Annotated in this window: 12 protein-coding genes; 6 read left to right on the top strand and 6 right to left on the bottom strand. The window is 68.5% G+C overall.

The annotated features are described in order from the left end of the window. Window positions 1-1,074: an ABC transporter ATP-binding protein gene (locus AAFF27_03565; GenBank protein XAH24282.1), complete on the bottom strand. Its 1,074-nt coding sequence runs from the start codon at window positions 1,072-1,074 to the stop codon at window positions 1-3. A 232-nt stretch (window positions 1,075-1,306) separates the two neighbouring features. Here AAFF27_03565 and AAFF27_03560 point away from each other — a divergent pair, with 232 nt between their 5' ends. From AAFF27_03560 to AAFF27_03545, 4 genes are all read left to right on the top strand, one after another. Then, entirely contained in the window at window positions 1,307-2,074 is a 768-nt protein-coding gene (locus tag AAFF27_03560) for a DeoR/GlpR family DNA-binding transcription regulator (GenBank protein ID XAH26150.1), read from the top strand. A gap of 63 nt (window positions 2,075-2,137) precedes the next feature. Beyond that, entirely contained in the window at window positions 2,138-3,631 is a 1,494-nt protein-coding gene (gene glpK / locus AAFF27_03555) for a glycerol kinase GlpK (protein ID XAH24281.1), read from the top strand. A 308-nt stretch (window positions 3,632-3,939) separates the two neighbouring features. Further along, window positions 3,940-4,788, top strand: a complete 849-nt coding sequence (gene proC / locus AAFF27_03550; protein XAH24280.1) for a pyrroline-5-carboxylate reductase — start codon at window positions 3,940-3,942, stop codon at window positions 4,786-4,788. 189 nt (window positions 4,789-4,977) lie between these two features. Next, window positions 4,978-6,270 carry an aspartate carbamoyltransferase gene (locus tag AAFF27_03545; GenBank protein ID XAH24279.1) on the top strand — a complete coding sequence of 431 codons (1,293 nt, stop codon included), beginning with the start codon at window positions 4,978-4,980 and terminating at the stop codon, window positions 6,268-6,270. Between the two features lie 46 nt (window positions 6,271-6,316). Here AAFF27_03545 and AAFF27_03540 read toward each other — a convergent pair whose 3' ends face one another. From AAFF27_03540 to recG, 5 genes are all read right to left on the bottom strand, one after another. Next, window positions 6,317-7,270, bottom strand: a complete 954-nt coding sequence (locus AAFF27_03540) for a 4-hydroxybenzoate octaprenyltransferase (protein XAH24278.1) — start codon at window positions 7,268-7,270, stop codon at window positions 6,317-6,319. 109 nt (window positions 7,271-7,379) lie between these two features. Then, entirely contained in the window at window positions 7,380-7,982 is a 603-nt protein-coding gene (locus AAFF27_03535) for a Dps family protein (protein XAH24277.1), read from the bottom strand. A 108-nt stretch (window positions 7,983-8,090) separates the two neighbouring features. Further along, entirely contained in the window at window positions 8,091-8,981 is an 891-nt protein-coding gene (locus tag AAFF27_03530; GenBank protein XAH24276.1) for a hypothetical protein, read from the bottom strand. Window positions 8,982-9,090: 109 nt separating this feature from the next. Beyond that, window positions 9,091-10,047: a LysR substrate-binding domain-containing protein gene (locus AAFF27_03525; protein XAH24275.1), complete on the bottom strand. Its 957-nt coding sequence runs from the start codon at window positions 10,045-10,047 to the stop codon at window positions 9,091-9,093. 110 nt (window positions 10,048-10,157) lie between these two features. Continuing rightward, window positions 10,158-12,335 carry an ATP-dependent DNA helicase RecG gene (gene recG / locus AAFF27_03520; GenBank protein XAH24274.1) on the bottom strand — a complete coding sequence of 726 codons (2,178 nt, stop codon included), beginning with the start codon at window positions 12,333-12,335 and terminating at the stop codon, window positions 10,158-10,160. A 90-nt stretch (window positions 12,336-12,425) separates the two neighbouring features. Here recG and queA point away from each other — a divergent pair, with 90 nt between their 5' ends. Further along, window positions 12,426-13,496 carry a tRNA preQ1(34) S-adenosylmethionine ribosyltransferase-isomerase QueA gene (gene queA / locus AAFF27_03515; GenBank protein ID XAH24273.1) on the top strand — a complete coding sequence of 357 codons (1,071 nt, stop codon included), beginning with the start codon at window positions 12,426-12,428 and terminating at the stop codon, window positions 13,494-13,496. A gap of 11 nt (window positions 13,497-13,507) precedes the next feature. Then, window positions 13,508-14,734, top strand: a complete 1,227-nt coding sequence (locus AAFF27_03510; GenBank protein XAH24272.1) for a PQQ-dependent sugar dehydrogenase — start codon at window positions 13,508-13,510, stop codon at window positions 14,732-14,734. Window positions 14,735-14,803 lie beyond the last annotated feature (69 nt).

The raw sequence follows: 14,803 nt of genomic DNA, 5'->3' as shown, positions 1-14,803 counted from the left end.
TCAGCTCTCCAGTGCGCGGCGCGGTGCGGCCAGGCGGCGGCCGGTGGTGGCGTCGAACAGGTAGACCTGCTCTGGGTCCAACTGCAGCGTGACCGTCTCGCCCAGCGCGAAGTGGTGCACGCCGGTGAACTGCGCCACCAGCTCGCCGGCGGCAGTGGCCACGTGCACGAAGGTGTCGGAGCCCGATATTTCCGCCAGCTCGACCTGGCCGGTGAGGGCCACGTCGCCGGGGCGCGCCACCAGGCGCAGGGCGCCGGCACGCAGGCCGATCGTGACCTTGTCCACCGCCAGGCGCTCGGCGCGCGGCAGCAGCAGGCCGCCCGGGCCTTGCACGCCGGCCGGGGTGACCTGGGCATTGATCAGGTTCAGGGGCGGATCGCTGAAGGCACTGGCCACGCGCAATGAATCGGGCAGGTGGAAGACCTCGGGCGTGGGGCCGTACTGCAGCACCTCGCCGGCATCCATCACCACGGTGTAGCCGCCCAGCAGCAGCGCCTCGGCCGGCTCGGTGGTGGCGTAGATGACGGTGGAGTCGCCCGCGGCGAACAGCTGCGACAGCTCTTCGCGCAGTTCTTCCCGCAGCTTGTAGTCGAGGTTGACCAGCGGCTCGTCCAACAGCATCAGCGGCGCGCCCTTGGCCAGTGCGCGTGCCAGCGCCACCCGCTGCTGCTGCCCGCCCGACAGGGCCGCCGGCAGGCGATCCAGGAACATACCGATGTGCAGCTTGTCGGCCAGGGCGCGCACCCGCGCGTCGATGTCCTTGTCGCCGCGCAGCTTGAGCGGCGAGGCGATGTTGTCGGCCACCGTCAGCGTTGGGTAGTTGATGAACTGCTGGTAGACCATGGCCACGTTGCGGTCACGCACCGGCGTGCCGGTGACGTCCTGGCCATCGACCAGCACACGGCCGGTGGTGGGCGTATCAAGCCCGGCCATGATGCGCATCAGGCTGGTCTTGCCGGCCTGGGTGGCGCCCAACAGCACCGTGACGGCACCGGGCACGGGCGCCAGCGTGATGCCGCGCAGCCAGGTTTCGGCGCCGACCGTCTTGCCTATGCCTTCTAAGCTCAAATGCACCGCATACCCCTTGCCTGGCCAGCGCGTGCGCCGTGCGCCCGCCCTGCCCTGCTTACTGTTTGTCCGCCTCTGCCCATCTGGCCGCGCCCCTTGCAGCCTGGTGCTGCCTGTGAAAGTGCTGCGATTTTTGTTCGTTTATTTTCGTTTTGACCTAGAGTTTTCCCTTAATTCGCTCGCTTTGTTTCGATTTACAGTGACCGCCTTGTTAGAAAGCAACATGCCCGCAGCCCACGTGAACGCCAATCCCCGCCAGATCCGCCTGCTGGAGGCCGTGCGCGCGCGCGGCTCGATGACGGTGGAGCAACTGGCCGAGATGCTCGACGTCACCCTGCAGACGGTGCGGCGCGACGTACAGCGCCTGGCCGAGGCGCAGTTGCTGGCGCGCTTCCACGGCGGCGTGCGCATGCCGGGCTCGACCATAGAGAACATCGCCCACCGCCAGCGCGAGGCGCTGCACGCCGAGGGCAAGGCGCGCATCGCGCGCGCGGTGGCGGCGCAGGTGCCCAACGACTGCTCGCTGATCCTCAACATCGGCACCACCACCGAGGCCATTGCCAAGGCGCTGCTGCAGCACACCGGGCTGCGCGTGATCACCAACAACCTGAACGTGGCCACCATCCTCAGCGCCAACCCGGGCTGCGAGGTGATCGTCGCCGGCGGCGCGGTGCGGGCGCGCGACCTGGGCATCATTGGCGAGGCGGCGGTGGATTTCATCCGCCAGTTCCGCGTCGACATTGCGCTGATCGGCATCTCCAGCATCGAGGCCGACGGCACGCTGCGCGACTTTGACTACCGCGAGGTCAAGGTGGCGCAAACCATCATCCGCCAGGCACGCGAGGTCTGGCTGGCAGCCGACGGCAGCAAGTTCAACCGCCCGGCGATGGTGGAGCTGGCCAAGCTGTCGCAGATCGACCGGCTGTTTACCGACGTGGTGCCGCCTGATCCATTCCCTGCCTTGCTGGCTGACGCCCAAGTACGTTGGGACAGCGCTCTGACTTGACCCCGCGCCACCGGGAAATTCCCGCCGCCGCGCGCGGCCCCTTTGGGCACACTCACTCTCACCATGACCTACCTGCTTGCCCTTGACCAAGGCACCTCCAGCTCGCGCAGCATCGTGTTCGACGAGCACGGCCGCATCGTCGCCCAGGCGCAGCGCGAGCTGCCGCAGCACTACCCGCAGCCCGGCTGGGTGGAGCACGAGCCGGCGCAGATCTGGCAGACCCAGCTCGACACCGCGCGCGAGGCGCTGCAGCAGGCCGGCATTGGTGCGGCAGCGATTCGCTCCATCGGCATCACCAACCAACGCGAAACCACGGTGGTGTGGAACCGCCGCACGGGCCAGCCGATCCACCGCGCCATCGTCTGGCAAGACCGCCGCGCCGAGCCCGAATGCGCGCGCCTGCGCGAGGCCGGCTGGGAGCCGAAGATCCAGGCCCGCACCGGGCTGCGCATAGATGCCTACTTCTCTGGCACCAAGCTCAAGTGGATCCTGGACCAGGTGCCCGGCGCACGCGAGCAGGCGGCGCGCGGCGATCTGGCCTTTGGCACGGTGGACAGCTGGCTGATCTGGCAGCTCACCGGCGGCGCGCGGCATGTGACGGACGTAAGCAATGCCTCGCGCACCATGCTGTTCGACGTGCATCGCAACGCCTGGGACGACGAACTGCTGGCCGCGCTCGACATCCCGCGTGCGCTGATGCCCGAGGTGCTGCCCTCCAGCGCGCATTTTGGCGAGGTGCGCACCGACCTGCTGGGCCACGCCATCCCGATCGGCGGCGTGGCCGGCGACCAGCAGTCCGCCACCTTTGGCCAGGCCTGCTTCACGCCCGGCATGGCCAAGAACACCTATGGCACCGGCTGCTTCATGCTGATGCACACCGGCACGGTGTTCCAGACCTCGCAGAACGGCCTGGTCACCACCAGCGCCGCCCAGCCCACGGCCCAGCCGGAATTTGCCCTGGAAGGCAGCGTGTTCGTGGGCGGCGCCGTGGTGCAGTGGCTGCGCGACGGCCTGAAAGCCATCAAGGGCAGCGCCGAGGTGCAAGCCCTGGCCGAGAGCGTGCCCGACGCCGGCGGCGTGATGCTGGTGCCGGCCTTTACCGGCCTGGGCGCGCCCTACTGGCAGCCCGATGCGCGCGGCACCATTACCGGCCTGACGCGCGGCAGCACCATGGCCCACATCGCCCGCGCCGCGCTGGAGAGCATCGCCTTCCAGAGCGCCGCCCTGCTGCAGGCCATGGCACGCGACGCCGCCGCAGCCGGCGTGCCCGCCGTGCGCGAGCTGCGCGTGGACGGCGGCGCCTGCGTGAATGACCTGCTGATGCAGTTCCAGGCCGACCTGCTGGGCGTGCCCGTGGTGCGGCCCGCCGTGGTGGAAACCACGGCGCTGGGCGCGGCCTACCTGGCGGGGCTGTCCAGTGGCGTGTTTGGCAGTACGGCCGAGCTGTCCGAGCTGTGGCGGGCGGAGAAGCGCTTCGAGCCAAAGCTGGCACCGGCCCTGGCGCAGGAACGCATGCAGCACTGGGAGCATGCCGTGCGCCAGGCGACTTTGGGCTGACCCCCAGGCTTCGCACTTCGTGTCTTCGCCAACCCCCTTGCAGGGGGCACATCCAGCGGCCCGGCAGAGCCGGTTCCGCGGATGTCTGCGCGTGGCCTGCTCCGCGGCCCGTCGGCTTCGTGCGCTGCGGGGCGCGCCCCGCACCGTGGATACTCAAGGCTCATTCAAAAACCATAGCTAATAGCCCAGGCTGCACCTGGGCTAGAGCCACTTTTTCTTTAAATTTCCGTTGATGGCGGCAAAGGCCGTGGCGCGGGCGCGCGACAATGCCCGCCCTGCTCTTCTTCATTGCCACAGGCCCCTGCACCATGACGACTGCCACCGCATCCAGCGCTGCCCTCCACGACCAATCCATCGCCTTCATCGGCGGCGGCAACATGGCCAGCGCGCTGATCGGCGGGCTGCTGCGCCAGGGCTTGCCGGCGGCGCGCATCCGCGTGGTCGAACCGTTCGAGGCCACCCGCGCGCAACTGCTGGCGCAGCACGGCGTCAGCGCGCAGGCCACCGCCGATGCGTCCCTGAGCGACTGCGCGCTGGTGGTCTGGGCGGTGAAACCGCAGGTCTTCCGCGAAGCGGCGCAGGCCGTGGCGCCCTTTGCCGCCCAGGCGCTGCACCTGAGCGTGGCCGCCGGCATCCGCAGCGACAGCATCGCCGGCTGGCTGGGCAGCCAGCGCATCGTGCGCGCCATGCCCAACACGCCCGCGCTGGTGGGCCAGGGCATGACCGGCCTGTTTGCACGCAGCGCCGTCACCGCCGCCGACCACGCCCTGGTGGATGAAGTGCTGGCCCCCACCGGCCAGGTGCTGTGGCTGGACGCAGAAGCGCAGTTGGACGCGGTCACCGCGCTGTCGGGCTCGGGCCCGGCCTATGTGTTTTATTTCATCGAGGCCATGGTGCAAGCCGGCACCGGCATGGGCCTGTCGGCCGCGCAGGCGCAGCAACTGGCCATTGCCACCTTTGGCGGCGCCACCACGCTGGCCGCCCAGTCGAGCGAGCCGCCGGCCGTGCTGCGCGAGCGCGTCACCTCCAAGGGCGGCACCACCTATGCGGCGCTGACGGCGCTGGAGGCGGCGGGGGTGAAGGCGGCGTTTGTCGGGGCGATGGAAGCAGCACGCGCGCGCGCAGCAGAACTCGGCGACGAGTTCGGGAAGATCTAGGCACACCCCCAGGCTACGCACTACGTGTCTTCGCCAACCCCCTTGCAGGGGGCAACACCAGCGGCCCGGCAAAGCCGGTTCCGCGGTGTTCCTGACACGGCCTAAGGCGCATCGATTGAGCGCCCCAAAATGTACGCACTGCGTAAATTCAGGCGCAAAACCAAAACTCATGGCGTATATTTCGCCGCCATGAGCAGCCAACAAGACTTTCTGCGCGACGCCATGCGTCGCCTCAACCTCACCCGCGACGCCTTCTCTGACCGCCTGGGCGTGCGGCGCCGCGCACTCGACACCTGGCTGCTGCCGGCCGACTCGAACGAGTCGCGCGCCATGCCGGAGATGGTCGAGAAGTTCGTCTCCGAAATCCTGGTGCACGAGGCGCGCGGCGCGGCCGGCTCGGCCAGCGGCGCGGACGGGCGCTCGCTGGCCCAGCGCATCTCGGCCGAAGGCCGGCCGCACCTGCTGTCGGTGGCGCAGTTTGACCGCGACAGCCTGGAAGACCTGTTTCATGTGGCCGACGTCATGCAGCCCATTGCCCGGCGCCAGAAGGTGTCGCGCGTGCTGGAGGGCGCGGTGCTGGGCAGCCTGTTCTTCGAGGCCAGCACGCGCACCCGCGTGAGCTTTGGCGCGGCCTTCTGCCGCCTGGGCGGCACGGTTTGCGACACCACGGGCTTCACCTTCTCGTCCATGGCCAAGGGCGAGTCGATCTACGACACCAGCCGCGTCATGAGCGGCTATGTCGATGCGCTGGTGGTGCGCCACCCAGAGCAAGGCTCGGTCGCCGAATTTGCGCGCGCCACCAACATCCCGGTGATCAACGCCGGCGACGGCCCGGGCGAGCACCCGAGCCAGGCCATCCTGGATCTGTACACCATCCAGCGCGAGTTCTCGCGCCTGGGCAAGCTGGTGGATGGCGCGCACGTGGCCATCGTCGGCGACCTGAAATACGGCCGCACCGTGCATTCGCTGATCCGGCTGCTGGCGCTGTACCGCGGGCTCAAGTTCACACTGGTGGCGCCGCCCTCGCTGGAAATGCCCGACTACCTGCTGGAGCTGGTGGCGCGCCAGGGCCATGTGATCGAGCAGACCCAGTCATTGGAAGAAGGCCTGCGCGGCGCCGATGTGGTTTACGCCACGCGCATCCAGAAAGAGCGCTTTGCCGGCGAAGAGATCGAGGGCTACACGCCCGAGTTCCAGGTGCGCAAGGCGCTGGTGGACGCGGTCTGCAAGCCCGACACCATCCTGATGCACCCGCTGCCGCGCGACGGCCGCCCCGGCGCCAACGACCTGAGCACCGACCTCAACCACGACCCGCGCCTGGCCATCTTCCGCCAGACCGACAACGGCATTCCCGTGCGCATGGCGCTGTTCGCGGTGCTGCTGGGGGTAGAGAAGCAGGTGGCGCGCTCGATGCGCGATGCGGGTTGGCGTTCGCCCTCGCACATCGGGCCGGATGACGCCGTCTTTGATGGCTTGGACTGAGAACCCCGCTTCAGGGAGAACGGAGCTGGCTGAGCAAAAGTCGGCGCTAAGCCGCCGACTTCTGCAATGCAAAGCCGGCCGCAATCCCCGCAAACACCGTCAGCCCCAGCCAGTGGTTCACGCGGAACGCATGAAAGCAGCCCTCGCGCGTGCGGCGGCGGATCAGGCTCCAGTGCCAGAACACCTGCACCAGCGCGATCCCAATGGCCGCATGGAACATCGGCCCCAGCGCATAGGGCTGCAGCGCCACCGTCCAGATGCCCAAAAACAGCAGGTAGAACAGCACGATGGCCGGCACATCGAAGCGGCCCAGGGTGATGGCCGAGGTGCGGATGCCGATCCGCAGGTCGTCGTCGCGGTCGACCATGGCGTATTCGGTGTCGTAGGCCAGCACCCAGAACAAGTTGCCCAGCACCAGCCACCAGCCCAGCGCCGGCACGCTGCCTTCAAGTGCTGCCAGCAACATGCCGTCGTCGCCCGGAATGGCGGTGAACAACCACGATTCACTGCCCTGGATCGCCGTGAACGCCATCGGGATGCCGGCGCTGAAGGCCACGCCCAGCACCGCCTGCGGCATGGCCACGTGGCGCTTGGCATAGGGATAGACCAGCGTGATTGCCAGCGCCGCAAAAGACCACACCACCGTCGGCGCATTGGTGGTCAGCACCAGCCCGAAGGCCGCCAGCACCAGTACCGCCGCCAGCACCAGCGCCTCGCGCACCGACACCGCGCCGCTGGTGACCGGGCGCTGCGCCGTGCGTTTGACGTGGCGGTCGAACTCCTGGTCGGCCACGTCATTGATGCAGCAGCCCGCGCTGCGCATGAGGAAGGTGCCCAGCACGAACACGGTCAGCAAATGCCAGCCCGGGAAGCCGCGCTTGGCCATCCACAGCGCCGACAGCGTGGGCCACAGCAGCAGCAGCCAGCCGGCAGGCCGGTCCCAGCGGATCAGGTCAAGGTAGAGGCCGAGGCGGCTGCGCTGCGGCACGATTGCGGTCATGGGGGGAGAAGACGGGGCGCGGGCCCCGGGTGCAAGAATTGAAAACGACCCGCGATTGTGCCCCGAGCCACCCGTCAAGCATCCAAACAGGCTGGCGCCAACAAAAACCTTACTCTTCCAGCAGCGAGCGCAGCATCCAGGCGGTCTGGTCATGCACTGTGCAGCGCGCGGTCAGCATGTCGGCGGTCGGGTCGTCGCCGGCTTCTTCGGCCACGGGGATGAATTCACGCGCGATGCGCGACACGGTTTCATGGCCCTTGACCAGGATGCGCACCATCTCCATCGCCTTGGGCGGGCTCTGCGGCACGTCGGCCACGGTGGCGATCTTGCTGAACTCGGCATACGAACCCGGCGCGTAATGGCCCAGCGCACGGATGCGCTCGGCGATCACGTCGGTCGAGCCCCACAGCTCGGTGTACTGGGTCATGAACATGGCGTGCAGCGAGTTGAAGTGCGGCCCGGTCACGTTCCAGTGGAAGTTGTGCGTGGTGAGGTAGAGCGTGTAGGTATCAGCCAGCACGCGCGACAGGCCCTCGGCAATGGCTGCGCGGTCGCGCTCGCCAATGCCGATGTTGATCAGCGGCGCCCCCTTGCTACCCGAAGACGGCGCCACCCGCGCCGCGCCCTTGGCCGGCACCTTGCCGGCCGAAGCGGCCGGGGCTGCGGTGATCGGGGATTTGCTCTTGTTGGTCTTGGTACTGGTCTTGGCCATGTCAGCTCCGCTCGGTTGATACAAAGAAAATGTGCCAACCACTGTAACCGTGCGGGATGACGCGGCGCAACAGCGTGAATCTATCGCGGGGATTGGGGCGGGCAGGTGCTACTGCAGTTCCAGCATGGTGGGCAACTGCGCCATGAACTCCTTGGCGCAATAGTCAGCCGCCAGCGGAGCCTCGTTGGCCACGGCCTGGTAGTCAGCCTCTTTCCACTCGTTCATAGGCCGCGGCGCACTGGTATAGGTGCATGTTTTTGCACTGCGCGCGCTGCCACTGAAGAGCGAGGGGTTCTCCCGGACCTTGTGGACACCCGCGACGAACTGCAGCTTGTAGGCGTCGCTGCTGCCATCCAAGGCCTCATACACCAGCCGCCATGTTGCGGAGTGGACCACCATGCCCTTGCTCCATTGCAGATCACGTGTCTTGTCCTGGCTAGCCAGCCAGTCGGTGACACGTTGCTCCAGAACGGTCGGCAACTGCACCAGCCCCGGATTCTTGAGCCGCTCCGTGTCAACGGCGCCTTCGGGGTCCACCCCCATGAGGTCCTCCTTGCTGAAGCCTGTGGCGTTCAGGGCCGCGCCTCCGGTCAGCAGCACCAGGGCGACGTTAAGCACGACCTGCTTCCCGATCTCGGCCTGAGTTTCCTTGGGGCGCACGACCCGCAGCATGTCCATCTCTTCCTTGGTGACCTTCCCATTGCCGTCGGCGCGGGAGTACGTCACCTTGATGCGCGGAGAGACAAGGGCCACAACCTCGGGCTCAGGTGCGGCGGGAACGGCCCCAGCGGCCGCTGGGGCCGTCTCCGGCGCCGCAGGCTCTGCTGTCGCCAAGGTGGAGGGAGCGGCGGCCTGCGGAACAGCCTCATCCACAGACGGCGCCGGCATGGCCGCGACAGCGGCGGGCTCGGCCGATTCGGTCTGCGCCCAGGCATGAGGGGGCACGGCCAGGATTGCCAGTGCGATCACACTGGCCATTGATTTTTTTACATAGGTCATTGCGGCTCCATCCCGTATTCAGGGGCCGCATCCTATGTGAACAAATGTTTCAAACTCAAGCCGTCCGACAGGCGCCAGACTTTTTCAGATGGAAGGCGAGACGAACTCGCTACGACAGCCGCACCACCCCCGGCAGCTCGCACGCATAGATCGAATTGCGCAGCGCCGCGATCGCCTCGTAGCGGGTGAAGCTGCGGCGCCAGGCCAGCACGACGCGGCGCATGGGCGGGGTGCCGGCGAAGGGGATGTAGTGCACGTGCGGCTCGTCGTCGGCCTTGCGGCGGCGGCCTTTGGGGTCGAGCGCGCCCTTGGGTACCGACAGGCGCGGCACCAGGGTCACGCCCATGCCGGCGGCGACCATGTGCTTGATGGTTTCCAGCGAGGAGCCCTCGAAGCTCTTGCGTATGCCTTCGGCGTTGCTGGAGAAGCGCGCGAATTCCGGGCAGACCTCCAGCACGTGGTCGCGAAAGCAGTGGCCGGTGCCGAGCAGCAGCATGGTCTCGCTCTTCATCTCTTCGGCCGTGACTTCCTTGCGCGCGGCCAGCGGGTGGGTGCTGGGCACGGCGGCGAAGAAGGGCTCGTCGTACAGCGCGGCCATGGCCAGGCCGGTGTCGGGGAAGGGCTCGGCCATGATGGCGCAGTCGATCTCGCCGGTGCGCAGCATCTCCAGCAGCTTGACGGTGAAGTTCTCTTGCAGCATGAGCGGCATCTGCGGCGTGCGGTGGATGGACTGGCGCACCAGGTCCGGCAGCAGGTAGGGGCCGATGGTGTAGATCACGCCCAGGGTCAACGCGCCGGCCAGCGGGTCTTTGCCGCGCTTGGCGATTTCCTTGATGCCGGCGGCCTGCTCGAGCACGCTTTGCGCCTGGCGCACGATCTCTTCGCCGAGCGGGGTGACGGCCACTTCGTTGGCGCTGCGCTCGAACAGCTTGACCTCCAGCTCCTCTTCGAGCTTCTTGATCGCCACCGACAGCGTGGGCTGCGAGACATAGCAGGCTTCGGCCGCTTTGCCGAAGTGCTTCTCGCGGGCCACGGCGACGATGTACTTGAGTTCGGTGAGGGTCATGGTGGGGCGATTGTCCTGCAGCGCGCGCCTGCGTGCGTGGCAGCTACAAAAAGTAGAGCTAATAGCCCAGGTACCACCTGGGTTTCAGCCACTTTTTCCTTAAACATGACTCAGGCCTTGAGGAATTCCGCCCGCCCGCCCAGCCAGCGGCCGACGTGGCGCTGCGCCAGGTCCGGGTCCAGATCGAGCATGCGCGGCGCCAGGTCACGCGCCCACGCCAACAGGTCGGCATCGGCCTCCAGATCGGCAAAGCGCAGCAGGGCCGCGCCCGACTGGCGCGAGCCCAGGAATTCGCCCGGGCCGCGGATCTCCAGATCGCGCCGGGCGATCTCGAAGCCGTCGTTGGTCTCGGCCATGGCACGCAGGCGCTCGCGCGCGGTCTCGCTGACGCGGCCGCCCTCGTTGGTGGCGTAGAGCAGCACGCAGGCCGAGGCCGCCGCGCCACGGCCCACGCGCCCACGCAGCTGGTGCAGCTGCGACAGGCCAAAGCGCTCGGCATGCTCGATCACCATGAGTGAGGCATTGGGCACATCCACGCCGACCTCGATCACGGTGGTGCTGACCAGCACGCCCATGCGGCCGGAGCTGAACTCGGCCATCACCGCCTTCTTCTCGGCCGGCGGCATGCGCGAGTGCAGCAGGCCAATGGCCACGCCGGGCAGCGCGGCCTGCAGGTCTTCGTGGGTTTGCGTGGCGTTGGTCAGGTCGACCGCCTCGCTCTCTTCGATCAGCGGGCAGACCCAGTACACCTGCCGGCCCTGTGCCAGTTGCGCGCCGATGCGCTCGACCACCTCGTGGCGCCGGCTGTCGGCCACGGTCTTGGTGACGATGGGCGTGCGGCCAGGCGGCAGCTCGTCGATGGTGGAAACATCCAGGTCGGCGTAGTAGCTCATGGCCAGCGTGCGCGGGATGGGGGTAGCGGTCATCATCAGCAGATGCGGCTCACGGCCCTCGCCATGCAGCTTGCCGCGCAGTGCCAGGCGCTGCGCCACGCCAAAGCGGTGCTGCTCGTCGATGATGGCCAGCGCCAGGTGGCGGAACACGACCGGGCCCTGGATGACGGCGTGCGTGCCGATGACCAGCGCGGCCTCGCCGCTGGCCACCAGCGCCAGCGCGGCGGTGCGCTCTTTCTTCTTCTGGCTGCCGGTGAGCCACGCCACCTGCAGGCCACGCGCAGCCAGCAGCGGCGCGAGCCAGCTGACCAGCTTTTGAAAATGCTGCTCGGCCAGGATCTCGGTTGGCGCCATCAGCGCGCACTGGTGGCCGGCCGCGATGCAGATGCAGGCAGCCAGCGCCGCGACCACGGTCTTGCCGGCGCCGACATCGCCTTGCAGCAGGCGGTGCATGGGCACGGCGCCGCCGCCGGGTGCGGCACGCGCCAGGTCTTGCGCGATCTCTTCGACCACGCGGCGCTGCGCGGCCGTCAGGTCGAAGGGCAGCGCGGCCAGCAATTGCGCGGGCAATGCATCGGCATCAGCGCCGGCCTGCAGCAGCGGCGCGCGCAGGCCGTCGCGGGCGCGCTTGGCTTCGAGCTGGGACAACTGCTGGGCCAGCAGCTCTTCGGCCTTGAGCCGCTGCCAGGCCGGGTGGCTGCGGTCTTCCAGCGTGGCCAGCGCCGTGTCGGGCGCGGGGTAGTGCAAAAACGATAGCGCATCGCGCAGGCTCCACCTGGGCTGCAGGCCTTTTTTTCCATAAATCCCCGGGCCGGGCGGATACGGGTCGGCCTTGGCCGGCAGCGTCTCGCTCAGATCGGCGCGCGACAAACCGGTTTGCACCGCCTTGCGCAGATAGGCCTGCGGCAGTTGCGCGCTGGCCGGGTAGACCGGCGTCAGGCCGGCGGGCAGCGGCGCGTCGGCTGGCTTGAAGGCCGGGTGCAGCATCTGCCGGCCGATGAAGCCGCCGCGCACCTCGCCACGCACCCGCACCTGCATGCCCTCGGCCAGCGCCTTGCTGTGCGAGGGGTAGAAGGTGAAGAAGCGCAGCTCCAGCGTGTCGCTGCCGTCGTCGATCAGCACCTTCAGCTGGCGGCGCGGCTGCAGCACGATGTCACTGTGCACCACCGTGCCCACCACCTGCACCGTCTCGCCATGGCGGGTGTCGGCGATACGCTGGATGCGGGTTTCGTCCTCGTAGCGCAGCGGCACGTGCAGCGCCAGGTCGATGTCGCGGCGCAGGCCCAGCTTGAGCAGCGCCTGCCGCGCCGGGCTGGTGGCCGCCTTCTTGGCCGGCGCGGGGCGCGGCGCGGCAGCGGCGGGATCGGGGGCAGACGACGGGGGCAACACGGGCATGGGAGAATTCTGCCCTTGCCGCGGGGCCCGCCCCGCCTTCGCCCTGCACTTATCTCTCCTTGGTACGGACGCGTCCCGTCCTCAAGCGCCATGACCGAACTCTTCACGCCCGCGCGCGACTTCAGCGTCGCCGATTTCGACTTCGCCCTACCCGAGGCGCTGATCGCCCAACACCCCGCCACCGAACGCAGCGCCTCGCGCCTGCTCGACGGCACCGGCGCCCCGCCCGTCGACCGCATCTTTCGTGAACTGCCGGGCCTGCTGCGCGCGGGCGACCTGCTGGTGTTCAACGACACCAAGGTCGTCAAAGCACGCCTGTTTGGCGAGAAGTCCAGCGGCGGCAAGGTCGAGCTGCTGGTGGAGCGCGTGCTGCAGGGCGACCAGGTGGTCTGCCACATGAAGGTCAGCAAAAAGCCGCTGCCCGGCGCCACGCTGCGCATGGTGGGCGGCTTTAGCGCCACGCTGCTGGGCCGCTGGCCGCGCGAGGAAGGGCCGCTGTTCCTGTTCCGCTTCGAGGGCCTGCCCGGCGAGACGCCTTACGACCTGATGGAGCGCCACGGCCATGTGCCGCTGCCGCCCTACATCACGCATGCCGACTCGGCCGAGGATGCGCAGCGCTACCAGACCGTGTTTGCCCGCGCGCCCGGCGCCGTGGCCGCGCCCACCGCCGCACTGCACTTTGATGAAGCCGTGCTGGCCGCCCTGGACGCACACGGCGTGCAGCGCGCCAGCGTCACCCTGCACGTGGGCGCCGGCACCTTCCAGCCGGTGAAGGTCGAGCGCATTGCCGACCACACCATGCACCACGAGCGCTACGAGGTACCACCCGCCACGCAACAAGCCATTGCCGACACCCGCGCCCGCGGCGGCCGCGTGGTGGCCGTGGGCACGACCACCGTGCGTACGCTCGAATCCTGGGCGCGCAGCGGCGAGGCGGCGGGCGATACCGACATCTTCATCACCCCGGGCTTCAATTTCCGCGTGGTCGATGTGCTGCTCACCAACTTCCACCTGCCCAAGTCCACGCTGATGATGCTGGTCAGCGCCTTTGCCGGCTATGAGCACGTGATGGCGCTGTACCGCCATGCGATTGCCCAGGGCTACCGCTTCTTCAGCTATGGGGATGCGATGCTGCTGGAACGCGCGCAGCCCACGGATTGAAGGAGGCCGGCATGTCGTTCCGCGCCCTGCTCTGGGTCATCGCCAGCCTGCTGCCCGCCGCCGCCCAGGCGCGCGGCTACACACCGCAAGGCCTGTGCGGCGACTACGCCCGCGTGGACATCAGCAGCCCGCCCGGCACCTGCGTGGCCTTGGTGGCCGACGAGGCCCAGGGCCTGCGCTTTCCGCGCCGCATCCTGGAGGTGGCGCCAGGCCGCTACTGGATCGTCGACATGGGCTCGTGGGAGCCGCGCCGTGGCCGGCTGCTGGAGATGGCATTGCCCAGCAGCGGCCCGGCCCCACGCCGCGCCACCATCACCGTGCTGGCCGAGCAGCTCGACCGCCCGCTGGGCCTGGCGCTGGGGCCGGACGGCAAGGTCTACATCGGCGAGGCCGGCAGTGTCTGGCGCACGCCGCTGCCCTCCGCCGGCCAGCCGCTGCAGCGCGAAGCGCTCATCGACCACCTGCCCGACGACGGCGCTCACCCGCTCAAAGAGCTGGCCTTTGGCCCCGGCGGGCGCCTGTATGTCAACGTCGGCTCCTTCAGCGATGCCTGCCGCAACGACCAACAGCAGCAGCCCGCGCCCTGCCCCGAACTGGCCGGCGACAAGCCCCGCGCCGCAGTCTATGAAGCCGTGCTGGGCGGCCCGCAGTTCAGCCTGCAAAGCTTCAAGCCCTTTGCCACCGGCCTGCGCAATTCCGTCGCGCTGACCGTGCTGGCGAACGGCACCGTGCTGCAGGGTGAAAACTCGATCGACTACACCGACCAGGACCAGCCAGCCGAAGAACTCAACCTCTTGCAACCCGGCCGCCACTACGGCTGGCCCTACTGCGTGGCCGACCGCCGCCCCGCGCGCGGCTACGAGAAACGCTACGACTGCAAAAGCACCGAAGCCCCGCTCCGGCTCTGGCCGGCCCATGCCGCGCCACTGCAAATGCTGGTCGGCCCCGCCGCCAGCCCCTACGCCGGTCAACTGCTGGTGGCCTGGCACGGCTATCGGCCGGCCGGGCATCGCGTGGTGAGCATTGCACTCGACGCCAAGGGCCTGCCAACCCGCCCCGTCGTGCCGCTGCTGTCCGGCTGGGACGCCAAGCCCGGCGTGCGGCCCATGGGCAAGCCCACCGGCATCACCATCGACCGCCAGGGCCGCCTGCTGGTCGTTGAAGATCTGAACCGTACCGTGCTGATGCTGCTGCCCCTGTCGGGCCGCGCGTCACCCCCGGCACAGCCGGCGCCTTGAGTGGCCGGATAATGGCGGGTTTCGCCCCGCGTCCTTTCTTTCATTTTTTGTGCCAACGCCGCTGTGCGC

This window comes from Xylophilus sp. GW821-FHT01B05 (assembly GCA_038961845.1).
Classification (GTDB): domain Bacteria; phylum Pseudomonadota; class Gammaproteobacteria; order Burkholderiales; family Burkholderiaceae_C; genus Xylophilus.
Note: the sequence above shows the minus strand (reverse complement) of the source record. Positions and strands in the feature narration are given on the sequence as shown.

What these genes read in the sequence shown, in the direction of transcription:
- glpK (XAH24281.1), top strand. Translation starts at nt 2,138, where the DNA reads ATGACCTACCTGCTTGCCCTTGACCAAGGCACCTCCAGCTCGCGCAGC.
- proC (XAH24280.1), top strand. Translation starts at nt 3,940, where the DNA reads ATGACGACTGCCACCGCATCCAGCGCTGCCCTCCACGACCAATCCATC.
- AAFF27_03545 (XAH24279.1), top strand. Translation starts at nt 4,978, where the DNA reads ATGAGCAGCCAACAAGACTTTCTGCGCGACGCCATGCGTCGCCTCAAC.
- AAFF27_03540 (XAH24278.1), bottom strand. Translation starts at nt 7,270, where the DNA reads ATGACCGCAATCGTGCCGCAGCGCAGCCGCCTCGGCCTCTACCTTGAC.
- AAFF27_03535 (XAH24277.1), bottom strand. Translation starts at nt 7,982, where the DNA reads ATGGCCAAGACCAGTACCAAGACCAACAAGAGCAAATCCCCGATCACC.
- AAFF27_03530 (XAH24276.1), bottom strand. Translation starts at nt 8,981, where the DNA reads ATGACCTATGTAAAAAAATCAATGGCCAGTGTGATCGCACTGGCAATC.
- AAFF27_03525 (XAH24275.1), bottom strand. Translation starts at nt 10,047, where the DNA reads ATGACCCTCACCGAACTCAAGTACATCGTCGCCGTGGCCCGCGAGAAG.
- recG (XAH24274.1), bottom strand. Translation starts at nt 12,335, where the DNA reads ATGCCCGTGTTGCCCCCGTCGTCTGCCCCCGATCCCGCCGCTGCCGCG.
- queA (XAH24273.1), top strand. Translation starts at nt 12,426, where the DNA reads ATGACCGAACTCTTCACGCCCGCGCGCGACTTCAGCGTCGCCGATTTC.
- AAFF27_03510 (XAH24272.1), top strand. Translation starts at nt 13,508, where the DNA reads ATGTCGTTCCGCGCCCTGCTCTGGGTCATCGCCAGCCTGCTGCCCGCC.